Genomic DNA, 25573 nt, shown 5'->3' on the forward strand with positions numbered 1-25573 from the left:
GTTGCCTCCTGAATCAGTCGAAGGACCTTTAACCCAAAGCCGCTGGCTGTCCATCGTCGGCATCGGCGAGGACGGCGCAAAAGGGCTTGGCGAGGCCGCACGGAGCGCTATTTCGTCGGCCGCCGTCGTCTTCGGCGGCAGGCGGCATCTGGAACTGGCGGCATCGCTGATATCGGGCCAAGCAAGACCCTGGCCGACGCCTTTCGATGTCGCCATGCGCAACGTCTTGGCGTTGCGCGGTCAAAAGATCTGCGTGCTGGCCTCCGGCGATCCTTTCTTCTTCGGGGTCGGCGCGACGCTGGCGCGACATGTTCAGGCGGGGGAATTCACCGCCTATCCGGCGCCATCCGCCTTTTCGCTGGCCGCCTCCCGGCTGGGCTGGCCCTTGCAGGAAATCGAGACGGTTTCCCTTCACGGCCGGCCGGTCGATCTCGTTCGACCCCTCCTGCACCCCGGCCGGCGGATCGCCGCGCTGACTTCCGATGAAAAAGGACCGGCGGAGCTTGCGGCATTGCTGACCGAAAGCGGTTTCGGCCGGTCGCGCATGACGGTGCTGGAGGCCTTGGGCGGCACGGCCGAACGCATCCGTTCCGCGCAAGCGGGCCGGTTCGCCCTGGCGGACGTCAATGCCCTCAACGTCGTCGCCATCGAAGTGTCGGCCGAACCAGGCGCCCGCATCCTTTCCCGGACCTCCGGGCTGGACGACGTGCTGTTCGAACATGACGGCCAGATCACCAAGCGGGAGGTCCGAGCCCTCACACTCTCGGCGCTCGCGCCACGCCGCGGGGAATTCCTCTGGGATATCGGTGCCGGTTCCGGCTCGATCGGCATCGAATGGATGCTTGCCGATCCCTCGCTGAGCGCTGTTGCGATCGAGGCCCATCCGGAACGCGCCGCACGCATCCGCCGCAATGCCGTGGCCTTCGGCGTACCGGGACTCGACGTCATCGAAGGGCAGGCGCCGGACGCGCTGGCCGGCCTACGGCAGCCGGATGCGATCTTCATCGGCGGCGGCGGCAGCGATCCATGCGTCTTCGATACGGCCGTGGAGGCGCTGAAGCCCGGCGGCCGGCTGGTCGCCAATGCCGTGACGCTCGAAATGGAGACCGTCCTTCTCGCTGCACGGGCAAGGCTTGGCGGAGAACTGACCCGCATCGAAATATCCCGTGCGGCGCCGATCGGTTCCATGAGCGGCTGGAAACCGGCCATGCCCGTAACGCAATGGACCTGGACGAAGCCCGGAGAACCCACGTGATCGTTGCAGGTCTCGGCTGCAGAAAGGGAACCCCTGCGCAAGCGCTACTTTCGGCGCTGGATGCCGCATGTGCTGCTGCGGGCATTTCACGTGAATCCATTGCCGCACTGGCGACCGGGGAAATAAAGCGCGACGAGCCGGCGATCCATGAACTGGCCGACCGACTGGCTCTACCGCTGCATATTCTCGACGGCGCGGCCCTGAAACAGGCCGAAGGCCGGACGAAAACCGTTTCGAACCATAGCCTTGCGCAAACCGCGACCCCGAGCCTTTCGGAAGCCGCCGCGCTTGCCGGCGCAGGCGATGGGGCGGTGCTCCTCGCAGCACGCGTGATTGCCGAAGGCGCCACCTGCGCGCTGGCGCGCTCGGAGGAATTGTTCATGAAGGACGGAGCATGACCGTGCATTTCATCGGCGCCGGACCGGGCGCCGCCGATCTCATCACCGTACGCGGCCGTGACATCCTCGCGTGCTCGCCGGTCTGCCTCTATGCCGGCTCGATCATGCCCAAGGAACTGCTCGACTGGTGCCCCAAGGATGCGCGGATCGTCGATACCGGCTCGCTGTCGCTGGATGAGATCGAGGCGGAATATGTCGCCGCCCACGAGGCGGGCAAAGACGTGGCGCGGCTGCATTCGGGCGATCTTTCCGTCTGGAGCGCGGTGGCCGAGCAGATCCGCCGGTTGGAAAAACACGGTATCGCCTATACGCTGACGCCCGGCGTACCCTCGTTTGCCGCCGCCGCTGCAGCGTTGAAACGGGAGCTGACCATTCCGGAAGTGGCGCAGAGCCTGGTGCTCACCCGCGTGTCCGGCCGCGCCTCCCGGATGCCGGAGGGCGAAACTCTGGCCGCCTTCGGCGCCACGGGCGCGACTCTGGCGATCCACCTCGCCATCCATGCACTCGGCAAGATCGTTGTGGAATTGACGCCGCTTTACGGCGCCGACTGCCCGGTTGCGATCGTGGTGCGCGCCTCCTGGCCGGAAGAGCGGATCATCCGCGGTACGCTTGCCGACATCGAGGCGAAACTTGCGGAAGAACCGGCCGAGCGCACCGCGCTAATCTTCGTCGGCAAGGGGCTAGGTTCGACGAATTTCGCCGAAAGCCGGCTTTACAATGCCGACTATGTGCGACGTTTCCGGCCGGGCTGGAACCAGTTGAGCCGGAGTCAGACGGACAAGGATTCCGAATGATCGGACGGGGTGAACGGCGCGCAGCCGACAAGCCGGCCTTCGCGGTCGAAGACGAGAATTTCCAGGGCAATCGCCGGATCCTTCAGCACGTTTGCGGCCGTTTTCCAGGCGAGCGCGGCAATGCGATCGCCAAGCGCCAGTCCGCTTTCGCCGGCAAGCGAGAAAGCCTGCAGGACCGTGTTGGCGGCCGCGATACGCTCCACCAGACCGGCATCCGCGTCGGCTTCCGCCGCGACCTTCGCCAAAGCTTCGAGATCGGCAAGGCCTCGCTTGGAATGCACGTCGAGCATGCCCTGGGCGAGCTTGGTCACCTTGGCGACGCCGCCGGCGATCGTCACCTTGGGCACCGGATGGTCGCGCAGGTATTTCAGCATGCCGCCGACGAAATCGCCCATGTCGATGAGCGCGATCTCGGAGAGGCCATGATGAACCTGCGCCGCCTTTTCGGACGTGCTCCCGGTCGATCCGCACACATGATCGAGGCCGGCTGCCCGCGCCACGTCGATGCCGCGCCAGATGGAATGGATCCAGGCCGAGCAGGAAAACGGAATGACGATCCCCGTCGTGCCGAGGATCGAAATCCCGCCCAGAATGCCGAGTCGGCCATTCAACGTCTTCTCGGCGATCTTCTCGCCGTCGGCGACGGAAATCTCCACTTCGAAATCGGTCTCGCCATCCGCCGCGTCGGTGATCGCTTCCGCGATCATCTTTCGCGGCACGGGATTGATGGAAGGTTCGCCGGGCGGCAGGGGCAGCCCGGGGCGCGTGACCGTGCCGACACCCGGCCCCGCCTTGAAGACAAGGCCGCTGCCGGCCGGCCCGCGCCGCACGGTGCTCATGATCAGCGCCCCATGCGTGACGTCGGGATCGTCGCCGGCATCCTTGACGATGCCGGCCTTGGCAAAACCTTCGCCGGCCTCTTCCATGGCAAGCGCAAAGCTTGGCCGTTGCCCACCCGGCAGCGTCACGTCCACCATCTCCGGAAACTGCCCGGAAACGAGCGCAAGACAGGCCGCCTTGCTGGCCGCCGCCGCGCAGGTTCCCGTGGTCCAGCCACGGCGCAGGTTCTTGCCATCTACTTCCATGGCCGTTTCTATATCCCGACCGGAACCGAGCGTCACCGGTCAAAGGTTCGCATATGAATGAGAGTATCGAAACAATCGTCGCAGCCCCCGAATTCGCGCCCGGCCATGTTTGGCTGGCGGGCGCCGGCCCCGGCCATCCGCGCTACCTGACGCTGGAAGTGGCCGATGCGCTCGCCAAGGCCGACGTGATCGTCCACGACGCGCTGGTCTCCGATGGCGTGCTTTCGCTCGCCAAGACGCCGGATCTGATCTTCGTCGGAAAGCGCGGCGGCAAACCCTCCGTCGCCCAGGACGACATCACCGCCAGGCTCATCGAACTCGCCAGAGCGGGAAAACGCGTGCTGCGGCTGAAGGGCGGCGATCCCTTCGTCTTCGGCCGTGGCGGCGAGGAGGCCGAGGCGCTGGTCCGGGAAAACATCCCTTTCCGCATCCTGCCCGGAATGACATCGGCACTGGCGGCACTGGCGGCAGCCAACATTCCGGCCACGATGCGCGGGATAAGCCGCGCGATCACGCTCGCAACCGGCCATGCGGCCGGCACGCCCGGCGACCTCGATTGGAAAGCGCTGGCGAAAACCGGCGAACCGATCGTCGTCTATATGGGCGTCGGCACGATCGGCACGATCGCGCAGTTGCTCATGGAAGGTGGGCTTTCGCCGGAAACCCCCGTCGCTGTGTTGATGGCTGCGACCACGCCGGACGAGCGATCGCTCACCGCGACGCTGGCAACGGTTCAGGCGGAAGTCGAGCGCCAGAACTTCGTCGCACCTGCCCTCATCGTCATCGGAAAGATCGTCTCCATGCGCGCCGTGCTTTCAGGTCGAACGGCGCTTCCGGGGAACAAGCCGTGACCCCCCGCGCCCTCATCATCGGCGCGCCGCGCTCCGGCTCCGGCAAGACCAGCGTCACGATCGGCCTGTTGCGCGCTTTTGCCCGTCGTGGCGTCAAGGTGCGTGGCATCAAGACCGGGCCGGATTATATCGATCCCGGCTTCCATGAAGCGGCCACCCGCCTGCCAGGCCTCAATCTCGACAGCTGGGCCATGGCGCCGGACCTGCTCAGACATCTGGCGCGGGAACAGGCGGAAGAAGCCGAACTCGTTTTGATCGAAAGCGCCATGGGCCTGTTCGACGGCATCGTCACCGAGCCCAACCGCTCCGGTGCGGCCTCCGACTTGGCCCGTCTCTTCGGCCTGCCGGTTCTCTTGGTCCTCGATGTTTCCGGTCAGAGCCAGACGGCGGCGGCCGTCGCCTGCGGCTTCATGCATTACGACCGCCAGGTGAAGATCGCCGCCTGCGTGCTGAACCGCGCCGGCAGCGAACGGCACAGGAAACTTTCCGGCGAGGCGATCGAGGCGATCGGCCTGCCCGTCGTCGGCACGGTCTTGCGCGACCCGACGCTGATCCTGCCCGAACGGCATCTCGGCCTCGTGCAGGCGAGCGAGCACCCGGAAATGGATGCGCATATCGAGCGGCTGGCGGATGCCATGGAACGCTCGCTCGACCTCGACGCCATATTTGCCGCGGCAAAGCCCTTCGAAATCCCGGCAGGTTCGCCAGAAAAAGCGTTGCCGCCACCCGGCCAGCGGATCGCACTGGCTCAGGATGCGGCCTTCACTTTCCTCTACCCGCATATCCAGAGGCAATGGCGGGCGATGGGCGCCGAGATCATCCCCTTTTCGCCGCTTTCCGACGAGGCGCCACCGGCCGATTGCGACATCTGCTGGCTGCCAGGCGGTTATCCCGAACTGCATCCGGGCAGGCTGGCCGCAGCCCGGAACTTCAAATCCGGGCTTGCCGATTTTTCCGAGACGAAACCCGTCCATGGCGAGTGCGGCGGCTATATGGTTCTCGGCGAAACGCTGGAGGACGCCGATGGCGTGACCCACGTCATGACCGGCCTTCTCTCCCATCGCACCAGCTTCGCCAAACGCAGGATGAACCTCGGTTACAGGCAGGCGACATTGCATGCCGGCTGCCCGATCGGACAGCCGGGAGAAACCGTCCGCGGCCACGAATTTCATTATGCCAGCGTGGTGTCGCAGGGCACCGACGAGCCGGTCGCAACGATCGCCGACGGTACGGGCAAGGAGATCGGCCCCTCCGGCGGCAGGCGCGGCCTCGTCAGCGGTACGTTCTTCCACGCCATCGCCCGCGGCTGAACAGCCGCCCGGCGCATGAACAAAAGCCATCCGCGGCCGGAACAGTCGCATCGACGGCAGTTTATGTCGCACAGGATGCAGCGCAAAAAGCTGATCCGAACCTTAATCCAAGAAAGACCTGCCCAAAGCAGGACCGCAAAGATCCAATGCGGTGTAACGGCGCAAGAACGGCCGAAAACCGCTTTCGCATGAGGATGGAAAGACCGGCGGCAACCGGAGCATTTCCCACAGATCGATGGCAGGCAGATCCGACGAGCGGAAGAGGAAACCGCCGGACCTGCCTGAATATGCAATTTCAACGCTCAACGATAAGAGGAACAGGGGAATGAACGATTTTACCAAACATCTGGCGGGCCGCGTGACCGCAGGCGGGATGAACCGCCGCGAATTCATGGGCCGCGCCATGGCCGCCGGCCTGACGCTGACGGCCGCAAGCCAGCTCTTCGTCGAAAGCGCCGAAGCGCAACAGCCCAAGAAGGGCGGCCATCTGAAGCTCGGCCTCGAAGGCGCCGCCGCCACCGACTCCAAGGATCCCGCCAAGGCTCTCTCCCAGTTCATGTTCGTCGTCAGCCGCTGCTGGGGCGACATGCTGGTCGAATCCGAGCCGCTGACCGGCAAGCCGGTCCCGGCGCTCGCAGAATCCTGGTCGCCCTCCGCCGATGCCGTCACCTGGACATTCAAGATCCGCTCCGGCGTGAAATTCCACAACGGCAAGACTCTTACCGTCGACGACATCATCGCCACGCTGAAGCGCCATACGGACTCCAAGTCGGAATCCGGCGCGCTCGGCGTTATGAAGTCGATCAAGGAGATCAAGGCGGATGGCGGCAACCTCGTGCTGACCCTGACCGAAGGCAACGCCGACCTGCCGTTGCTCCTGACCGACTATCACCTCGTTATCCAGCCGAACGGCGGCAGCGACGATCCGAATGCCATGATCGGCACCGGCCCCTACAAGGTCGCGAGCTTCGAGGCGGGCGTGCGCGCCACTTTCGAAAAGAACAAGGATGACTGGCGCTCCGACCGCGGCTTCGTCGACACCGTCGAAATCATCGCCATGAACGACGCGACGGCGCGTATCGCCGCTCTCTCCTCCGGTCAGGTTCACTATATCAACCGCGTCGACCCGAAGACGGTGGCGCTTTTGAAGCGCGCACCGACGGTCGACGTGCTCTCGACGTCGGGCCGAGGCCATTACGTCTTCATCATGCACTGCAATACCGCGCCGTTCGACAACAACGACCTGCGGCTTGCGTTGAAATACGCCATGGACCGCGAGAACATGGTGAAGACCATTCTCGGCGGGTACGGCAAGGTGGGCAACGACTTCCCCGTCAACAGCACCTATGCGCTCTTCCCGGAAGGCATCGAGCAGCGCGCCTACGATCCGGACAAGGCCTCGTTCCATTATAAGAAGTCCGGCCATAGCGGTTCGGTCCTGCTGCGCACCTCGGAAGTCGCCTTCCCTGGCGCCGTCGACGCCGCCGTGCTCTACCAGCAGAGCGCCAAGAAAGCCGGCATCAATATCGAGGTGAAACGCGAGCCGGGTGACGGCTACTGGACCAACGTCTGGAACGTGCAGCCCTTCTCCACCTCGTATTGGGGCGGCCGGCCGACCCAGGACCAGATGTATTCCACCGCCTATCTCTCCACCGCCGACTGGAACGACACCCGCTTCAAGCGTCCGGACTTCGACAAGATTCTGCTGGAAGCCCGCTCGGAGCTGAACGAAGGCAAGCGCAAGGAGATGTATCGCACCATGGCGATGATGGTGCGCGACGAAGGCGGCCTCATCCTGCCGATGTTCAATGACTTCGTGAACGGCGCCAGCAAGAAGGTGAAGGGTTACGTCCACGACATCGGCAACGACATGTCGAACGGCTATGTCGCGACCCGCGTCTGGCTGGACACCTGATTTCTGAAACCGCGGCTCGCCACATCATCGAAGGATCGCGGGCAACGCCCCTAGGGCTGCACGCGATCCCTCCTTCCGTTTCAGAAGAGGCCCTTGCCGATGTCCAATTCCCCGGGAACCGAAAGCCTGCCCGGCCTGCGCTTCAGGGAGCGTTTTCCGCTTTTGGCGCTGGTGATCGAACGCATGATCCTGTCGATCCTGCTGCTGTTTGCCGTCTCGATCCTGATATTCGGCGGTGTCGAGGCGCTGCCGGGCGATTTCGCCACCACCTATCTCGGCCAGTCGGCAACACCCCAGGCGGTCGCCAACATCCGCGCCGAACTCGGCCTCGACCGGCCGCTGGTCGCCCGCTATTTCGAATGGCTGGGCGGCGCCGTGCAGGGTGATTTCGGTACGTCCTGGGCGAGCCGGAACTCGGTCTCCGAACAGGTCGGCAACCGGCTCGGCAACTCGCTCTTCCTCGCTGGTTTTGCGGCGGTCATCGCCGTGCCGCTCGCCGTCGGGCTCGGCATGGTCTCGGTTCACTTCCGCAACCGCCTGCCGGACAAAGTCATCAACGTCATCTCGCTGGCGGCGATCTCGCTGCCGGAATTTTTCATCGGTTATCTGCTGATCCTCTATTTTGCGGTCAATTTCGGCATCGCGACCTTCCCCGCCACCGTCTACGCGGGCATGGGCATCATCGAGCGCCTCCAGGCGATCGCGCTCCCGGCAGCCACGCTTGTACTCGTGGTTCTCGCCCACATGATGCGCATGACGCGGGCCGCGATCCTCTCCGTCATGTCCTCGGCCTATATGGAAACCGCCGAACTCAAGGGGCTTTCGGCCTGGCGGGCGATCGTCAAGCATGCCGCGCCAAACGCGCTGGCGCCGATCATTAACGTCGTGGCCCTCAACCTCGCCTACCTCGTTGTCGGCGTCGTGGTGGTCGAGGTCGTCTTCGTTTATCCCGGCATGGGCCAGTACATGGTCGATGCCGTGACGGTGCGCGACATGCCGGTGGTGCAGGCCTGCGGCCTGATCTTTGCCGCCGTCTACATCTTCCTCAACATGTTGGCCGACATCCTCGCGATCGTCGCCAACCCGCGCCTGAGGCATCCGCGATGAGGCTGAGAGACATTCCCGTCACCGCCTGGATCGGCATGACCGGCATCGCGCTGGCGCTGATCTGTGCCGTGTTCGCGCCGCTGATCGCGCCCTATGGCGAAACGGACGTGGTCGGTGCCGTCTGGCAGGAAGCCGATGCGCAATTCTTTTTCGGCCTCGACAATCTCGGCCGCGACATCCTTTCGCGGCTGATCTATGGCGCCCGTACCACGCTGTTCGTGGCGCTGGCGGCAACCGCCATATCGTTTTCGCTCGGCATCCTCCTGAGCTTCATCGCGGCGGTGACCGGCGGCCTCATCGATACGGTCTTTTCCCGCTTCAACGACCTGATGATGTCGATACCGACGCTGATCTTCGCACTCGTGGTGCTCGCAGTGCTGCCGCAGCACCTGATCGTGCTGATCCTCGTCATGGCGATCCTCGATTCCACTCGCGTTTACCGCCTCGGCCGGGCTGTGGCGCTCGACGTTGCGGTGATGGAATTCGTCGAGGCGGCGAAGCTGCGCGGCGAAGGTACCGCCTGGATCATTTTTCGCGAAATCCTGCCCAACACATTGTCCCCGCTGCTTGCCGAATTCGGCCTGCGCTTCGCCTTCTCGATCCTCTTCCTCTCGACGCTCTCCTTCCTTGGTCTCGGAATCCAGCCGCCGACCGCCGACTGGGGCGGCATGGTGAAGGAAAACAAGGACGGCATCATCTTCGGCATTTCGGCGGCTCTCGTGCCGGGTTCCGCGATCGCCGCGCTCGCCGTCTGCGTCAATCTCGTCGTCGATTGGCTGCTCAAACGAACCTCCAGCCTCAAGGGGGGCCGCGGCGATGCCTGAGACTTCAAACCAGCTCCTTTCCGTCCGCAACCTGAAGATCGAGGCCACCAGCTATCCGCCAGGAGAACCGCCGAAGCGGATCACCATCGTCGACGGCGTCTCCTTCGACCTGCAGAGGGGCAAGGTGCTCGGCCTGATCGGCGAATCCGGCGCCGGCAAATCGACGATCGGCCTTTCTGCCCTCGCCTACGGGCGCGGCGGCGCGGAAATCACCGGCGGCGAAGTATCGCTGAACGGCACCAATATCCTGGCCCTCGGCAAGGGCGGCATCCGCACCATCCGCGGCGCGCGCGTCTGTTACGTGGCGCAATCGGCGGCCGCCGCGTTCAACCCCGCCCACCGGCTGGGCGACCAGGTGATCGAGGCTTCCGTCAAGCACGGGCTGATGACCAGGGAAGACGCGCGCAAGCGGGCACTCTATCTCTTCCGCGTGCTCGGCCTGCCGAACCCGGACACGTTCGGCGACCGCTTTCCGCACCAGGTTTCCGGCGGACAGTTGCAGCGGGCCATGACCGCCATGGCGCTCTGTTCCAATCCGGAACTGATTGTTTTCGACGAGCCGACGACCGCGCTTGACGTAACCACCCAGATCGACGTGCTCGCCGCGATCAAGCACGCGATCGAGGAAACCGGAACCGCCGCTCTCTACATCACCCACGACCTCGCCGTCGTGGCGCAGATTTCCGACGACATCATGGTGCTGCGCCACGGCAGGACGGTGGAATACGGCTCAGTGAAACAGATCATCGAGGCGCCGACTGAGGATTATACGCGGGCACTGGTGAATGTCCGCCAGGAGATCCGCCACGAGGCGGCCGACCAGTCGAAGCCGCTTCTCAAGATCGACAATGTCAGCGCCCAGTATTCCAACGGTTTCAAGGTGTTGCACGGCGTTTCGCTGCATCTCTGCAAGGGTCAGACGCTGGCGATTGTTGGCGAATCCGGTTCAGGAAAATCGACGCTGGCGCGGGTCGTCACCGGCCTGTTGCCACCGAGCGACGGCAGGATCACCTTCGGGGGCAAGCCGCTCACCCCGGCCTTGAAGAACCGCCCACGCGAAGATCTTCGCCGTATCCAGCTCATCTACCAGATGGCCGACACGGCGATGAACCCACGCCAGACGGTGCGCGACATCATTGGCCGGCCACTGACTTTCTATTACGGGCTGCGGGGCGCTGCCAAGACCGCCCGCGTCAGGGAGTTGCTCGAGCAGATCGAGATGGGCAACGGCTTCATCGACCGTTATCCGGCCGAACTTTCCGGCGGCCAGAAACAACGCGTCGCGATCGCCCGGGCGCTCGCCGCCAGGCCGGAACTCATTCTCTGCGACGAGCCGACCTCGGCGCTCGACCCGCTGGTGGCGGAAGGGATACTGAAACTCCTGATGAAATTGCAGGAAGAACAGCAGCTATCCTATGTCTTCATTACTCACGATATCGCCATCGTGCGCGCCATCGCCGATTCCGTGGCAGTCATGCATCGCGGCCGGCTGGTGCGCTTCGGCCCGAAATCGCTGGCCCTTTCGCCGCCCTTCGACGACTATACCGACCTGCTGCTGAAATCCGTGCCGGAGATGGAGATCGGCTGGCTGGAAAGGGTCCTGAGGACGCGGCGCATGGAAAGCGCCGGCAACTGAATACGTGTGAATACATGGATTGTTGAGTGATGCAGGCATGAGCGAGCGTTCCTTCACTGTCATCGAAAACCAATGGATCACGCTGAAGGACGGGACGCGGCTCGCGGCCCGCATCTGGATGCCGGCCGGCGCCGAGGCGGACCCGGTGCCGGCCGTCTTCGAATTCCTGCCCTATCGCAAGCGCGACGGAACGAGCGCCCGCGACGAATCCACCTATCCGGTCTTTGCTGCCGCCGGCATTGCCGGCGTGAGGGTGGATATTCGTGGCTCGGGCGAATCGGACGGTGTCATCGACGGCGAGTATACCGAGCTCGAACTGGCGAACGCCTGCGAATTGATCGCCTGGATCGCCGACCAGCCCTGGTCGAACGGCAATATCGGCATGATGGGCATTTCATGGGGCGGCTTCAACAGCCTGCAGGTGGCAGCACTCCGCCCGCCGGCACTGAAGGCGGTGATCTCGATCGCCTCCACCACCGACCGCTACAACGACGACATCCATTACAAGAACGGTTGTCATCTCTCCGCACAACTCTCCTGGGCTGCCACCATGCTCGCCTACCAGTCCCGTCCGCCGGATCCGGATGTTGTCGGCAGCCGCTGGATCGAGATGTGGATGGAGCGGTTGGAAAACGAGCCCTTTTTCATGGAGGAATGGCTTTCCCACCAGCGTCGCGACGCCTTCTGGAAACACGGCTCGATTGCGGAAGACTTTGCTGCGATAGAGATCCCGACACTGGTGATCGCCGGCTGGGCGGATGGCTACCGCAATACGCCGCTGCTGGCCGCCGAAGGGCTGGGTCAAAATTCGAAGGCGCTGATCGGCCCGTGGGTGCACAAATACCCGCATTTCGCCTGGCCGAAACCGCGCGCCGATTTCCACGGCGAAGCAATCGCCTTCTGGAACCGCTGGCTGCGCGGCGAGAAAAATGGCGCCGAGGACCTTCCGCAGGTGCGGGCCTACATTCTCGACGGCCCGAAACCGGCACCGCGCCGCGACCTCGATCCCGGCACCTGGGTTTCAAAACGGCGCTGGGCCAAGCCGGATATGCAATGCTTCTACGTCGACCAGTTCGGCGCGCTCGTCGAAGGCATGCCTATCCCGCAAGCGCCGCCGCATGAGGTCTACCTGAAATCGCCGCTCGACACCGGCACCGCTGCCGGCGAATGGTTCACGCTGAAGCCGGATGCCGAGCTTGCGGGAGACCAGCGCGTGGACGATGCCGGCTCGTTGACTTTCGAAACCCTTCCCCTCGGGCAAGCACAAGCTTTTCTCGGCCAGCCCGAACTCACGGTGACGCTCCGCTCCGAGGCCAAGCTCGCCAATCTCTGCGCCCGCATCGTCGACGTGCATCCGGATGGCGCTGCCACCCGTGTTTCCTTCGGAGTCGTCAACCTCGCCCATCGCGACGGCAATGCGGACCCGCAGCCGCTCAAGCCCGGAGAGCCGGTGACGATAAGGCTGGAACTCGATGCCTGCGGCTACAGCTTTGGTGAAGGCCATCGAATCCGGCTATCATTGTCGACAGCCTATTGGCCGACCGTGCTGCCGCCGCCGACCGATCCGGGCCTGACGCTCGACATCGCCTCGCTCGGTCTCGCCATGCCGAAACTCGGCGAGCACGATGTCTTCGAGATGAAGCAGCCGAACAATCCCGATCCTTTGCCGAACTATATCGAGCACGCTCCGGCGGAGACAAAACGCAGCGTCACCCGCGATCTCTCCGCTAACCGCACCGACTACCGTATCCGGGAGGATACCGGCCTCTTCGAACATCCGGACACAGGCCTGGCGACCCGCCAGCTGCGCGAGGAGATCTGGTCGATCAAGCCGGACGATCCGCTGTCCCTGACCGGCGCGGCGACCTGGACCTGCGACATGCAGCGCGAAAGCTGGTCGGTTCGCACCGTCTCCACCTCGCGGATCGCCTGCACGGCGACGGACTGGCTGATCAGCGCTTCCGTGCGGGCCTACGAGGGCGAAAGGCAGGTTTTCGAAAAGACCTTTGAAAAAGTCATTGCCCGCGATCTGATGTAGCGGAAGCAGCCATCACCGGCCCAAGCTGCCGAGCAGGGCGGAAAAGTCGGTATGCCGCTCATGGCCTGCTTCCCGCCAGCCGGCTCACCGCCTCGCAAAGCGCCGCGAAACCCTCGCCGGCGCCGGCGCTCATGTGCCGGGCGCGCAGCCAGGCATGCACCATCTGCGGCTCCTCGCGGAAGGTTACAGCCACGCCCGCGGCCCGCAGCCGCTCCGCATAGAGCCGGCCGTCATCCCTCAGAGGATCAAAATGCGCCACCGTGACATAAGCCGGCGGCAGGCCGGAAAAGTCGGCTGCCAAAAGCGGATGCGCCACCGGCTCGTCTTCCGGCGCCCGAAGGATAGCCCGGTAATAGGCGACGTCCGCCGTCGTCAGGCCGGGCGCATGGGCCATGTCCTGGTAGGAGCCGGAAACGAGATCCCCGCCGAGGCCGGGATAGATCAACACCTGGCCGATGACCCCGGACAGTCCTTCGTCTCGTGACCGAAGTGCGAGGCCGGCCGCCAGGTTGCCGCCGGCGCTGTCACCGATCAGCACGATCTTGCGGCTCGCCCCGAGAAGCTGTTTCAGCACCGCGAAACAATCATCCGATTGCGCCGGCCAGACATGTTCCGGCGCCAGCCGGTAGTCGACGCACATCAGTTCCGTCCCGGAAAAATCGGCGATCTCGGCGCAGATCGCGTGATGGCTCTGCAGCGAACCGACCACGAACCCGCCGCCGTGCAGATAAAGAAGCATCGTTTGCGTGCGGATGTTCGCCGGCCGATAGCGGCGGATCGGCACGAAGAGCATCTCGTCCTGAAAGGTCAAGCCGGCCGGCAACGGCCGGTCGAACCGGGCGCAAAGCGCATCATACCAGGCTCGCTGCTGTTTAATCGAGGCATCCACCGCGTCGGGTGGGTAGAACGCGTCACAGATCTTCAGGAATTCCAGAATTCCCGCCTCTTGCGGAAACGGCCCTGTCCTTGAAGGGAAATTCTCGGAAGCGGAATTGTCCATTGCAGTCGAACCTCTGTTCCGGAACCCGATGGAGAGGTTAAAGCGGTCGCCGCTCTCCCACAAGCGCGGAATACGCTGCCCCGTTGCCCACCGGAGACGCGATTTGATCTTGCATGTCAGTAGCGAGCTTCTAGTCTGCGTTGCTTCATTCGCTTGTTTCGAAGGTGTGTTTCGTGACCGATTTCGAAAAGACTCGCTCGCTTTTTTATCTGCCGGAAGGCGTTGTTTATCTCGACGGCAATTCGCTCGGACCGCTGCCGCTTGCGGCAAGGGAACGCGTCGCGAAGCTGATGACGGACGAATGGGGCGAGCTGTTGATCAAAGGCTGGAACAAGGCCGGCTGGATGATGATGCCGCGCAGGATCGGCGACCGGGTCGGCAGGCTGATCGGCGCCGCCGAAGGCACCGTGGTGATGGGCGACACGCTGTCCGTCAAGGTCTATCAAGCGCTCGCCTCGGCGCTTGATCTCGTCCCGGAACGCCGGGTCATCCTTTCCGACAGCGGCAATTTTCCCTCCGATCTCTATATGGCCCAGGGCCTGATCGGCACACTCGGCCGCGGCCACGAGCTGAAGGTCGTCGAGCCGGAAGAGGTCGAAGCCGCGATCGACGCGAGTGTCGCCGTGGTGATGGTGACCGAAGTGGACTACCGCACTGGCCGCCTGCACGACATGAAGGCGCTGACGAAGAAGGCGCATGCAGCGGGCGCGATCACCGTTTGGGACCTCGCCCACACCGCCGGCGCGCTGCCGGTCGATCTCGCCGGCGCGGATGCGGATTTCGCGGTGGGCTGCACCTATAAATATCTCAACGGCGGCCCGGGCGCGCCGGCTTTCATCTATGTCGCGCCGCGCCATGCGGATAAGGTCCGCCCTGCGCTTTCCGGCTGGCTCGGTCATGAGGCGCCGTTCGCCTTCGACCTCGACTACCGGCCCAGCGCCGGGATCGACCGGATGCGGGTCGGTACGCCGCCGATCCTGGGCCTGGCGGCGCTCGACGCCGCGTTGGATGCCTGGGAGGGCGTCGATATGGCGGATCTCAGGCGCCAATCGATAAGACTCTGCGACCTGTTCGTCGCCGAAGTGGAAAAGCGCTGCCCGATGTTGACGCTCGGCTCGCCGCGCGAGGGGCAAAAGCGTGGCAGCCAGATCTCTTTCCTGCACGAGGAGGGCTATGCGATCATGCAGGCGCTGATCGCCCGCGGCGTGATCGGCGATTTCCGCGCTCCGAACGCCATTCGCTTCGGCTTCACGCCCCTCTATATCGGTGAAAGGGACGTGTTGAAGGCGGTCGATATCCTGACGGACATCATGATAAACCGCCTCTGGGACACCGCCGAATACAAGCAGCGGGCGCTGGTGACGTGAGGCGCCTGACGAGACAGGAATGACGGACGAACGCCCCACCCGAAAGCTCTCGAGCGTCGTGCCTTACCGCATGGCCCGCAGCAATGCGGAAATGGTAAAGCTCGTCGCCCTGCTCTGCGAAGAGAACGGTTTTACGCTGAACATCTGGCGGGTCATGTCGGCGATCGGCACCTATCGTTCCATCTCGCCGATGGAAATCGGCAAGCTCACGACGATCGACAAGGCGATGATATCCCGGGCCATCCGCGAACTCGTCGACCGCGGTCTTGTCACCCGCCGTGCCGACCAGCGCGATGCCCGCTGGGCGCAGATCGAGCTGACCGTCGAAGGCAGCGCGATCTTCGACAGGATGGTTGCCGGCATCGACGCGCTGGAAAAACATATCTTCGGCGAACTGCCCCCCGAAAAGATCGAGGCCTTCATGGATATGCTCGGCTTCGTGGAACGCCGCGCCCGAACAGCACGCGAGATGGTGGAGGCAAACGGCAAGGCTGGTTTTCTGCGGATTTTTAGCGACGACGCGGAGTAAGGCCGCCCGGAGCCCCGCCCTTGCATCACGGCCTCTTGAATTGTTTACAAAGAAACAATCTCCATGTAAACAAACAGGCGGGCGAGAGGAGATCGCCCGCTTCTGATCTGGGAGGATCTTATGAAGAACCGGTTTTTAGCTGGGATTGCGGCCGCCGCCGTCGCGTCCCTTCCTTTGATGGTTGCCGCCCCCGCACTCGCTGACGTTACGATCGGTGTTACCGTATCGTCGACTGGTCCGGGTGCCGCGCTCGGCATTCCGCTCAAGAATTCCGTCGAATTGTGGCCGACCGAAGTAGGCGGCGAGAAGCTGAAGGTCATCGTTCTGGACGATGCCGGCGACCCCTCGACCGCCACGACCAATGCCCGCCGCTTCGTCAATGACGACAAGGTGGACGTGATCGTCGGTTCGGCGCTCACCCCCGCGTCGATCGCCGTCGCCGGCGTCGCCGCCGAAACCAGCACCCCGCATCTCGGCTGCTCGCCGGTTCCGCCGAACATTTCCAAAGGCAAATGGACTTTCATCATGCCGCAGGATGCCGGCCTGATCGCCAGAAACCTGTTTGCCAAGATGAAGGCCGATGGCGTCAAGACCGTTGGCTATATCGGTTTCTCCGACAGCTACGGCGACCTCTGGATGGGCCAGTTCAAGGCAATTGGCGAGCAATACGGCCTGAAGGTCATCGCCGACGAACGTTACGCCCGCCCTGACACTTCCGTTTCGGGCCAGGTGCTGAAGCTGGTTGCCGCGCGTCCGGATGCCGTCTTCGTCGGCGCTTCCGGTACGGGTGCGGCACTCCCGCAGATCGGCCTGCGCGAGCGCGGCTTCACCGGCAAGATCTACCAGACGCATGGCGCCGTCACCTTCGATTTCCTGCGCATCGCCGGCAAGGCGGCCGATAACACGGTCTTCGCATCCGGCCCGGCCATGGTGCCGGAAGGCCTGCCGGACAGCGCCGAGACCAAGCCGGAAGGCATGGCTTATGTGACGGCCTACGAGAAGAAATTCGGCGCCGGCACCCGCACTCAGTTCGGCCCGCATATCAACGATGCCATGGCCATCCTGAAGAAGGCGATCCCGATCGCACTGAAGAAGGCAAAGCCCGGCACGCCGGAATTCCGCGCTGCGCTGCGTGACGCGATCGAAACCGGCGGTCCGTTCCCCGCAAGCCAGGGCGTCTTCAACTTCAAGGCGGACGACCATCTCGGCCTTGACGACCGCGCCGTCGTGCTTCTGACCGCCAAGAACGGGAAGTTCGAACTCACCAAGTAAGCCGGGGTATCGAACGAAGCCCGGCGCCCGCGCCGGGCTTCCGAACTGCCGCCAAAGGCGGCCAGACATTTCATCGTCGCGCTCATCCCCTGGTTTTACCCGAGGGTGTTGCGAGCACCTGCCCATACCGATCTTGGATAGGCAGGCTCTCGGTATGAGGCCGAGAATGACGTCGAATATGAAGGCGAGCCTGTCTGCAAACCAAGAGCCGGGGCAGAACCTTTCCGGCATATTTCGCAATCGGAGGAATTCACTTTTGGACGCGATGATTGCGGCCTTCCTGATTCAGGATGGCATCACCAATGGCGCGGTCTATGCGCTTCTCGGCCTGGCGCTGGTCCTGCTCTTCTCCGTCACGCGGGTGATATTCATTCCCCAGGGCGAATTCGTTGCCTATGGCGCGCTGACGCTGGCGCTTCTCGACGGCGCCAAGGTGCCGGCCACCATTTCACTCCTCGTCTCATTTGGCGTAATCGCATTTTTGCTCGATCTCTGGGGCATGCGGCGCGGCACCGACGCGCGCACCTTTCTGCGCAGCGTCGGGCTCAATCTCGTGCTGCCCGGCGCCATCTACGGCATCACTGCGGCACTTGCGCCGCTCGGACTGCCTTCGGTCGCCAAGGCGCTCCTCACCGTCCTGATCATCACACCCATGGGTCTTTATATCTACCGGATCGCCTATCGGCCGCTCGCCGACGCCTCCGTGCTCGTCCTGCTCATCGCATCCGTCGGGGTGCACCTTGCAATGATGGGGCTCGGCCTCGTCTTCTTCGGGGCAGAGGGCCTTCGGGCGGAACCCTTGGCGGATGAAAACTACACGGTCGGCATGCTGATGGTGAGCGCGCAGAGCCTCTGCATCTACGGCGCGACGATCGCCATCATCGTCGCGCTCTACCTGTTCTTCGAGCGGACGCTGCTTGGCAAGGCGTTGCGTGCCACCGCCGTCAACCGGCTTGGCGCCCGGCTCGTCGGCGTGCGCACGCATCTGACCGGGGTCACCGCCTTCACGCTGGCCGCCGCGATCGGCGCCGTTTCCGGCGTGCTCATCGGGCCGATCACCACCATCTATTACGACACGGGTTTTCTGATCGGCCTCAAGGGCTTCGTGGCGGCAATCATCGGCGGGCTCGGGAGTTTCCCGATCACCGCCATCGCCGCGATCGGCGTCGGCCTTGTCGAATCCTTCTCCTCCTTCTTCGCCAGTTCCTACAAGGAGGTCATCGTCTTCGGGCTCATCATACCGGTGCTGATCTGGCTCTCGCTCAGCCATGCTTTCCACGAGGAGGAGTGAGCCATGAAGATCGAGCGCCTGCTTCCCGGCCTCGCCGGGATCGTCCTTCTGTCGGTCGTCCCGCTCCTGCCGGTACCGCCCTTCTGGATCACCATCCTGAACAACATCGGTCTTGCCTCGCTGGTGACGATCGGCCTCGTGCTTCTGACCGGCGTCGGCGGCCTCACCTCCTTCGGACAGGCGGCCTTCTGCGGCTTCGGCGCCTATACGACGGCCGTGCTCAGCACCAATTACGGTGTCTCGCCGTGGCTGACGCTGCCGCTGTCGCTGCTCGTTGGCGCGGCGACCGCCCTTCCCCTCGGCCTCATTACCGTACGCCTTTCCGGCCATTTCCTGCCGCTCGGCACGATCGCCTGGGGACTGGCGCTCTATTACCTCTTCGGCAAGATCGATCTGCTCGGCCGTTATGACGGCATTTCCGGCATCCCCCCGGTGGAATTTGCCGGCTACCGGTTCCTGAGCGATGACTCGATCTATTATCTCATCTGGTTCTTCGTGGTCGCCGTGGCGATCGGGGCTCGAAACCTGCTCGACTCGCGGATCGGCCGCGGCATCCGCGCGCTGCGCGGCGGCGGACAGGCGGCGGAAGCCTTCGGCGTCAACGTCGTCCGCGCCAAGCTGACCGTCTTCGTTTTCGCCGCAGTGGTGGCCGCCCTTTCCGGCTGGCTCTATGCCCATATGCAGCGAAACGTAAACCCGACGCCTTTCGGCCTTTCGATGGGTATCGAATATCTGCTGATGGCCGTGGTCGGCGGCTCGGGCCATGTCTGGGGAGCGATCTTCGGCGCCAGCATCGTCCTGATCCTGAAAGACGTGCTGCAGCGTTTCCTGCCTGATCTGATCGGCACGACCGCCAATTTCGAGATGGTTGTGTTCGGCATCCTGCTCGTGGTGATCCTGCAGCTCTCTCGCGATGGCCTTTGGCCCTTGGTGCTGAAAGCCCTGCCTGCACGACCGCCAAAACCCGTTCCCGTCTCCGACCGCAAGCTCTCCAGAAGAACGCTCGCTCCTGCCGGCACACCGCTGATCAGGGTGGACAAGGCGCGCAAGGCATTCGGCGGACTGGTGGCGGTCAACGACGTGAGTTTCGAAGTGCCGGCCGGCCGGGTTGTCGGGCTGATCGGCCCGAACGGCGCCGGCAAGAGCACCACTTTCAACCTGATCACCGGCATCGCCTCACTGACCGGCGGAACGGTCTTCTACCAGGGGCAGCCGATGAGCGGTGACAGCCCGCGCCAGATTGCACGGCACGGCATTGCCCGCACCTTCCAGCATGCCAAGATCCTGCCCGATATGTCGGTGCTTGAAAATGTCGCGCTCGGCGCCCATCTGCGCGGCTCGGCCGGTGTCTTCCGCAGCTTTCTAAGGCTGGAACGGGCAGAAGAGGCGGCGCTGCTCGCCGAGGCCGCCATCCAGCTCGATCGCGTGGGCCTGAGCGAATACCGCGACCGCTCGGCCGGCGACCTTGCGCTCGGCCAGATCCGCATCCTCGAAATCGCCCGCGCACTCGCCGCCGATCCGACGGTGCTGCTGCTCGACGAACCTGCGGCAGGCCTGCGCCACGGCGAAAAGCAGGAACTCGCCAGCCTGCTGAAGAAACTGCGCGAGGAAGGCGTTGCCGTGCTGCTCGTCGAACACGACATGGGCTTCGTCATGGGCCTCGTCGATCATCTCGTCGTCCTGGACTTCGGCACGCTCATCGCCGAAGGCAGGCCGGCTGACGTGCGCAAGCATCCGGCGGTGGTCGCCGCCTATCTCGGAGGTGCGGCATGAGGGAAACAGTAAGCCCGAACCTGCTCGAACTGTCGAACATTCACGTGTCCTATGGCCGCGCCGAGGTGCTGCACGGCATTTCGCTTGCCATGAAGCCCGGCAGCATCGTGACCGTGATCGGTGCGAACGGCGCCGGCAAATCGACGCTTCTCAATGCGGTTATGGGCATCGTGCCGTCGAAGGGCACGATCCTCTACGACGGCGCGCCCGTCCCCCGCTCCGTCGAGGGCCGGGTTGCCGCCGGCCTCTGCCTCGTGCCGGAAAAGCGCGAGCTCTTCGCCACCATGTCGGTGGAAGACAACATCGAGCTCGGCGGCTTTCTTCGCAGCGCCACGGAGCGGGCCGAGACCCGGGCCGACGTTTACAGCCGTTTTCCTCGGCTCGCCGAACGCCGTAAGCAGCTGGCCGGCACGCTGTCCGGCGGCGAGCGGCAGATGCTGGCGCTCGCCCGGGCGCTGATGAGCCGGCCTCGCCTGCTTTTGCTCGACGAACCGAGCCTGGGCCTCGCGCCGAAAATCGTCGTCGATATCCTGAACATCGTAGCGGAGCTGAGGAAAACCGGCGTTTCGATCCTGCTGGTCGAGCAGAATGCCCGCGCCGCGCTGGAGATCGCCGACGAGGGCTATCTGGTCGAGCTGGGAGACGTGAAGCTCTCAGGCCCGGCCTCGGAGCTCGCGGTCGATCCGGCGCTGATGGAAAGCTATCTGGGAGCGCATGGCTGAGGATTATCGCTCGAAACTTTCGACCAGCATCCGGCGAAATTCGTCCATGCGATAAACGGGCGTATCCTTTGCCGGAAGCATGCCGGACTGCCAGTTCCAGCCTTCGAGCCGCTTCAACAGGCCTGGATTGCCGGTGACGATATGCATCGGCACGTCGCGCGACGCTCCTTCGCCGGTGACGATCGAAGCCGGCTGGTGATCGCCAAGCAGGATGAACAGCGTGTTCCCGCCACAACGCACCATATAGGAGCCGAGTGTTTCGAGCGTGTAGTCGATCGAGGCGATGTATTGGGTGCGGACGCGGCCCGGGTCGGCCCAGACGATGGAAGGCGGATCGCCGCTTTCCGCCTGCCCGTTGAACACGCTGCCGTCGCCGACCATGTCCCAATCGATCAGCTTCGGGATCGGCGTCCAGGGCGCGTGACTGGAAATCAATGCCATTTCCGCCATGACCGGTTTGTGGCCGGCGGGACGTTCGAGACGCTCGAAGGCTTCGAGCGTGTACTGGTCCGGCATGGTGATCCAGTTGAACGGCTTGCCCCGGTAGCCGAGAGCTGCAGCATCGAGGATGCTGTCATAACCGAAGTAGCCGGCTTCCGGCCAGTCAAGCGTGATCGCCGGCATGACGGCCGCCGTCTTCCAGCCGGAGGCGCGGAACAGGCTGTTGAGGCTCGGCCGCTCGCTGGTGATCATCCGGTCGTAACGACCCTGGTTGTTGATCCAGAGCCCGGAGAGCAGCGTGCCATGCGCGAGCCAGCTGATGCCGCCGACCGTCGGCGAGGTAAGCCAGCCGCTGCGGGCTTGAAGTCCGGCCGCCCTGATCTCGTCCTCGACGGAAGCAAGCCGGCTGCCGATGCGTGCCGCATAACGGGGATCCTCGATCGCGCTTCGGCCATAGGATTCGATGAAGATCAGCACGACGTCGGTACCTGCAAGCGCCGAAAAATGCGGACCTGACGCGACCGAATCCTGCTTCAGTTCGCCTTCGAATCGGGTGAGATCGGCAATCGACTCCTGAACCATTGCAAGCCGATGGAAAAAATAGGGAGCAGTTTGCGCTTCCAGCCCGAGATTGCGGCGGTCATGGTCCTGGATGACGAGCGCCGCCAGCCCGGCAAGCAGCAGGATGCAGCTTGTCAGCGAAATTCTTTGCCTTGCTTCGGTCGGGAGATGACGGAACCCGCCGAGTGACCAGTGAAGCACGCCGGCTGCCAGCAGCCAGCCGAGCAGGCCGGCGCAGATGATGGCCACCGCCTCCGTGATCCCTAAGGTGCCACTCAGGAGATTCCAGCCGTCGGTAAGTATCTTCAGGTCGAGATAAGGGTTGAACGGTCGCTGGAAGGCCGTGGCGGTGCCTATATCCGCGAGCTTCAGGAAAAGCATGACCGCAAGGATGAGCGTCACCGACCAGCGCAGCACCGCATATGAGCGTCCGGTCGACATCGAGGCGATAAGCGCCAACCCCGCCACCTCCAGCGGGAAACGGAGGTCGCCGAACTCCGTCAGCGCTTCCGGCCTGGACGGCAGGACCAGGATGACGGCGCTGATGACCAGCCAGATCGTGATCCGCAGGATCGGCCGGCGATTTGCCTTACGGCGGACGATATGCCCTATGCTTGTTGCGCGCTCCTCGCGAAAAGGCCGATATTCGTTCATGCGCTGCTCATCCCGTCGAAATTCCGGCCCATACGGCTTCTCAACATGCGTCTTGTGAAGCTTATCGGCATTATTGCGGCCTTCGCACTTCTCATTGCCGTGATCTGGCGTTTCGGTCCCGCCCGGATCGCCGTCAGCCTCGCCTCCGCCGACCCTCTTTGTGTCTCCGCCGGCCTTCTTCTGGTGCAGGTTCAGGTCGTGCTCTCGGCGCTGCGCTGGCGGTTCACGGCCGCCCGGCTCGGCCAGCCTCTGGGCGTCGGCCGGGCGATCGGTGACTACTATCTCGGAACGCTGCTCAACCAGCTTCTGCCGGGTGGCGTTGCGGGCGACGCCGTGCGCGCCCACCGCAACCGTACGGAAGGCGCAGCCGACTGGAAAGTGCCGGCCCAGGCCGTGCTACTCGAGCGGATCGCAGGACAAGGCGTGTTCTTCCTCGTGGCAATCTTCGGCATCATGCTCTGGCCGCTGCTCGGTGAGGCCACGATCCCGGAAAGCATGCGTCATATCCTGACCGGCTCCTCCCTGCTTGCCGCCGCGCTGGCATTAACAGCCCTGCTGCTCTTCCGATTTCCGCCGAAACCGATTCATCTTCAACTCAGGAAGCTGAAAATCGACCTCGCACGGGCGCTCCTGCATGATCGGGCGTGGATGGCACAGGCAGCGTTTAGTCTTGTCATCGTCGCAAGCTATATCGCAATGTTCATGCTGGCCTCGGCCGCGATCGGTGCACCCTTGCCGCTGCCGGCGGCCATCACCGCCATTCCGCTTTGCCTGCTGATGATGCTGGTCCCGGCCACGATCGCCGGCTGGGGCGCACGGGAAACCGCAGCCGCGGCACTCTGGCCGCTTTTCGGCTACACCGCTTCCGATGGGATCGCGGCCAGCATCCTGTATGGCATCCTTGCGCTCGTGGGTGCGGCCCCCGGTCTGGTCTTCGTCCTGATCGCCCTGCTGGGCCGGAAACGCCGCTAGGCTTCCGCGTCGAGCCTCGCATAGATATCCCCTGAACGCGTTTCTCCGGCAAGGCCGGCAAGTTCCGTCAGCATGGCATCCGCGGGCAACCACTCCTCGTCGACGAAACGATGCCTTTCACCCTCGACCCGGTTGAAGCGATAGGGGCCGAGCCTCCGCAGATGGCTGATCGCCGTCTCGGCGATTTGCATGGCTGCCGGAATATATTCGAAGGCGATCAATGGAATAGGCCTTGTCAGGCCGGCGATGATATCCGCCTCCGCCCCTTCCACATCGATCTTGCAGAAGGCCGGCAGTCCATATTCCGCAACCAGCGCATCGAGCGTCGTCATCTCCACCCGCTCGATCCTGTCCCAGGTGACTTTCCGGAATCCCGGTGTCTTCCCGACTTTCGAAATCCACGACGAGGATATGCTTGTCACGGTCGGATGGCGGGCCGAAATATGCAGGTCGACATTTCCCTTTTCCCGCCCCACCGCCTTGCGCAGCAGGATCAACTCCTCGCCGGCAAACGATCTTTCCATGAAATCGGCAAAAATGGGCTGCGGTTCGAGAGCAACAACCCTGGCGCCGAGCGAAAGAAGCGTACGGCTGCGGCTGCCGGCATGCGCGCCGATATCGAAAACGAGGTCGCCCTTGCGGACGAGACCGGCATAAAATCTCCTGAGCGAAGATCGGCGCCACGGCTGGCCGTAATAGATCAGCAGCGACCGCGCCATCCCAAGCGATGCAGCAAGATCAGGCCGCATGGGAACCTCGGCTGGCCTGCGCCAGATAGATCACGTCCACGGCAAAAGAATAGGTCAGCGATGCGAGCGCCGCCGCCCCGAGCAAAGGGGAAACCGGCGGAACGACGACTGGAAAAAGCATGAGACAAAGAACCACCCCCTGAACCACGCAGATTGCCTTGCGGCGCGTCGACTGCGGCAGCTCGCCCCGCAGGGCCGGAAATACGGCCTGTGCCGCGACATAGGCATACCGCATGAGGCCGATCAGCAGCACCCAGCCCCCCGCCTTGCCCAGTTCGAAAGCCGCAATCGACAGGAAAAGGATCAGCAGCGCATCCACTTCCATGTCGAAACGCGCGCCGAAACGCGACGCTGTGCCGGTCCGGCGTGCGAGAAAACCATCGATACCGTCCAGGACCAGCGCGAAAGCGATCGTCAGCCCGAGCAGCCACAAGACGCCCTGATCGGAACCGGCACCGAGCTGCGGAGGCACCAGAACCAGCCCGCCCATGATCGAGGTGATCGCGGCGCGGACCGTCGTTACCATATTGGCTGCGCCGAAACGGCCATGGCCGTGCGAGCGAAGGTTTCCGAGCGCGATGGCGGAGATCACCGCATAGACGATGAAGGCTGCCGCTGCCGCTACCGTATCGATGCCGAGCCGGTCGCCGAAGAAATGCATCGCAGCGACGAGGATCGCGGCGACAGCCATGGTCACCGCATACGCATCGAGCGAGAGCAGGAGGTGCGTTTTGCGGGTGGCTTTGTCCAAGGTCCGCGCATTCGTCCAGTCAGCCATCGCGCAAGCCCTTCACAGTGATCGCCGGACTGGAGAAATCGGTAAGGCATGCCGCCCGAATGGCCCGCTCGACCGTTTCCAAAAGACGTTGCGAAACATTCATGACGCGCTCCTCGCGCTCCTACATGGCGAACACTACGCGCCACCGCCAAGCCTGGATCGCAAAAGCACCGTCAAATAAACGTGATAACCACATGTCGATCTCGCGAAAATCCTCTCTTGCCGTCATCGTCTGTGCCGCTAGGTGTGGA

The 25573-nt window shown here is 63.7% G+C and carries 22 protein-coding genes; 17 read left to right on the forward strand and 5 right to left on the reverse strand.

Annotated elements, in window-relative coordinates:
• The first annotated feature begins 1 nt into the window (after position 1).
• From cbiE to cobM, 3 genes are read left to right on the forward strand one after another with little or no spacing between them, the layout of a single operon-like run.
• On the forward strand, positions 2-1255 hold the full coding sequence (gene cbiE / locus DMO26_RS23125; protein ID WP_226951400.1) for a precorrin-6y C5,15-methyltransferase (decarboxylating) subunit CbiE: 1254 nt from the start codon (positions 2-4) through the stop codon (positions 1253-1255).
• Positions 1252-1653: a cobalamin biosynthesis protein gene (locus tag DMO26_RS23130; protein ID WP_117194529.1), complete on the forward strand. Its 402-nt coding sequence runs from the start codon at positions 1252-1254 to the stop codon at positions 1651-1653. The genes cbiE and DMO26_RS23130 overlap by 4 nt, the downstream gene beginning before the upstream one ends.
• Positions 1650-2447: a precorrin-4 C(11)-methyltransferase gene (gene cobM / locus DMO26_RS23135; protein ID WP_117194530.1), complete on the forward strand. Its 798-nt coding sequence runs from the start codon at positions 1650-1652 to the stop codon at positions 2445-2447. The genes DMO26_RS23130 and cobM overlap by 4 nt, the downstream gene beginning before the upstream one ends.
• On the opposite strand, the gene DMO26_RS23140 is transcribed toward cobM, so the two are convergent.
• On the reverse strand, positions 2423-3532 hold the full coding sequence (locus tag DMO26_RS23140) for a cobalt-precorrin-5B (C(1))-methyltransferase (RefSeq protein ID WP_117194531.1): 1110 nt from the start codon (positions 3530-3532) through the stop codon (positions 2423-2425). The two genes, cobM and DMO26_RS23140, sit on opposite strands and share 25 nt — an antisense overlap.
• A gap of 53 nt (positions 3533-3585) precedes the next feature.
• Here DMO26_RS23140 and cobA point away from each other — a divergent pair, with 53 nt between their 5' ends.
• From cobA to DMO26_RS23175, 7 genes are all read left to right on the forward strand, one after another.
• A complete protein-coding gene (gene cobA, locus DMO26_RS23145) occupies positions 3586-4383 on the forward strand; it encodes a uroporphyrinogen-III C-methyltransferase (RefSeq protein ID WP_117194532.1) in 798 nt (265 codons plus the stop codon).
• Positions 4380-5693, forward strand: coding sequence for a cobyrinate a,c-diamide synthase (locus tag DMO26_RS23150; protein WP_117194533.1), 1314 nt, complete (start codon positions 4380-4382; stop codon positions 5691-5693). The genes cobA and DMO26_RS23150 overlap by 4 nt, the downstream gene beginning before the upstream one ends.
• A gap of 325 nt (positions 5694-6018) precedes the next feature.
• Positions 6019-7608: an ABC transporter substrate-binding protein gene (locus DMO26_RS23155; RefSeq protein ID WP_117194534.1), complete on the forward strand. Its 1590-nt coding sequence runs from the start codon at positions 6019-6021 to the stop codon at positions 7606-7608.
• Between the two features lie 99 nt (positions 7609-7707).
• Positions 7708-8715, forward strand: coding sequence for an ABC transporter permease (locus tag DMO26_RS23160; protein WP_117194535.1), 1008 nt, complete (start codon positions 7708-7710; stop codon positions 8713-8715).
• Positions 8712-9539 carry an ABC transporter permease gene (locus tag DMO26_RS23165; RefSeq protein WP_117194536.1) on the forward strand — a complete coding sequence of 276 codons (828 nt, stop codon included), beginning with the start codon at positions 8712-8714 and terminating at the stop codon, positions 9537-9539. The genes DMO26_RS23160 and DMO26_RS23165 overlap by 4 nt, the downstream gene beginning before the upstream one ends.
• Positions 9532-11175: an ABC transporter ATP-binding protein gene (locus DMO26_RS23170; RefSeq protein ID WP_117194537.1), complete on the forward strand. Its 1644-nt coding sequence runs from the start codon at positions 9532-9534 to the stop codon at positions 11173-11175. Before DMO26_RS23165 ends, DMO26_RS23170 begins: the two co-directional genes overlap by 8 nt.
• Positions 11176-11212: 37 nt before the next feature.
• Positions 11213-13213 (forward strand): CocE/NonD family hydrolase, encoded by a 2001-nt coding sequence (locus DMO26_RS23175; RefSeq protein ID WP_117194538.1) that lies wholly within the window; start codon positions 11213-11215, stop codon positions 13211-13213.
• A 58-nt stretch (positions 13214-13271) separates the two neighbouring features.
• Here the strand turns inward: DMO26_RS23175 and DMO26_RS23180 are convergent, their stop codons facing one another.
• Positions 13272-14213 carry an alpha/beta hydrolase gene (locus tag DMO26_RS23180; protein WP_117194539.1) on the reverse strand — a complete coding sequence of 314 codons (942 nt, stop codon included), beginning with the start codon at positions 14211-14213 and terminating at the stop codon, positions 13272-13274.
• Positions 14214-14386: 173 nt separating this feature from the next.
• Between DMO26_RS23180 and kynU the strand changes: the two genes are divergently transcribed.
• From kynU to DMO26_RS23210, 6 genes are all read left to right on the forward strand, one after another.
• Positions 14387-15580: a kynureninase gene (kynU, locus tag DMO26_RS23185; protein WP_117194668.1), complete on the forward strand. Its 1194-nt coding sequence runs from the start codon at positions 14387-14389 to the stop codon at positions 15578-15580.
• 19 nt (positions 15581-15599) lie between these two features.
• Positions 15600-16109 carry a MarR family winged helix-turn-helix transcriptional regulator gene (locus DMO26_RS23190; RefSeq protein ID WP_117194540.1) on the forward strand — a complete coding sequence of 170 codons (510 nt, stop codon included), beginning with the start codon at positions 15600-15602 and terminating at the stop codon, positions 16107-16109.
• A 120-nt stretch (positions 16110-16229) separates the two neighbouring features.
• On the forward strand, positions 16230-17381 hold the full coding sequence (locus DMO26_RS23195) for an ABC transporter substrate-binding protein (RefSeq protein ID WP_117194541.1): 1152 nt from the start codon (positions 16230-16232) through the stop codon (positions 17379-17381).
• Between the two features lie 256 nt (positions 17382-17637).
• Positions 17638-18672: a branched-chain amino acid ABC transporter permease gene (locus tag DMO26_RS23200; RefSeq protein WP_117194542.1), complete on the forward strand. Its 1035-nt coding sequence runs from the start codon at positions 17638-17640 to the stop codon at positions 18670-18672.
• A 3-nt stretch (positions 18673-18675) separates the two neighbouring features.
• Complete coding sequence (locus tag DMO26_RS23205; protein ID WP_117194543.1) at positions 18676-20445, forward strand: branched-chain amino acid ABC transporter ATP-binding protein/permease; 1770 nt, start codon at positions 18676-18678, stop codon at positions 20443-20445.
• Positions 20442-21167, forward strand: coding sequence for an ABC transporter ATP-binding protein (locus tag DMO26_RS23210; RefSeq protein ID WP_117194544.1), 726 nt, complete (start codon positions 20442-20444; stop codon positions 21165-21167). The genes DMO26_RS23205 and DMO26_RS23210 overlap by 4 nt, the downstream gene beginning before the upstream one ends.
• A 3-nt stretch (positions 21168-21170) precedes the next feature.
• Here DMO26_RS23210 and DMO26_RS23215 read toward each other — a convergent pair whose 3' ends face one another.
• Positions 21171-22823 carry a sulfatase-like hydrolase/transferase gene (locus DMO26_RS23215; RefSeq protein WP_117194545.1) on the reverse strand — a complete coding sequence of 551 codons (1653 nt, stop codon included), beginning with the start codon at positions 22821-22823 and terminating at the stop codon, positions 21171-21173.
• A gap of 45 nt (positions 22824-22868) precedes the next feature.
• On the opposite strand from DMO26_RS23215, the gene DMO26_RS23220 reads away from it, so the two are divergent.
• Positions 22869-23795: a lysylphosphatidylglycerol synthase transmembrane domain-containing protein gene (locus DMO26_RS23220; RefSeq protein WP_117194669.1), complete on the forward strand. Its 927-nt coding sequence runs from the start codon at positions 22869-22871 to the stop codon at positions 23793-23795.
• On the opposite strand, the gene DMO26_RS23225 is transcribed toward DMO26_RS23220, so the two are convergent.
• Entirely contained in the window at positions 23792-24544 is a 753-nt protein-coding gene (locus DMO26_RS23225) for an FkbM family methyltransferase (RefSeq protein ID WP_117194546.1), read from the reverse strand. The genes DMO26_RS23220 and DMO26_RS23225 overlap by 4 nt on opposite strands.
• Positions 24534-25322 (reverse strand): CDP-alcohol phosphatidyltransferase family protein, encoded by a 789-nt coding sequence (locus DMO26_RS23230; RefSeq protein WP_117194547.1) that lies wholly within the window; start codon positions 25320-25322, stop codon positions 24534-24536. Before DMO26_RS23230 ends, DMO26_RS23225 begins: the two co-directional genes overlap by 11 nt.
• Between the last annotated feature and the right edge of the window lie 251 nt (positions 25323-25573).

Source organism: Rhizobium terrae (genome assembly GCF_003425685.1).
Taxonomy (GTDB): domain Bacteria; phylum Pseudomonadota; class Alphaproteobacteria; order Rhizobiales; family Rhizobiaceae; genus Neorhizobium; species Neorhizobium terrae.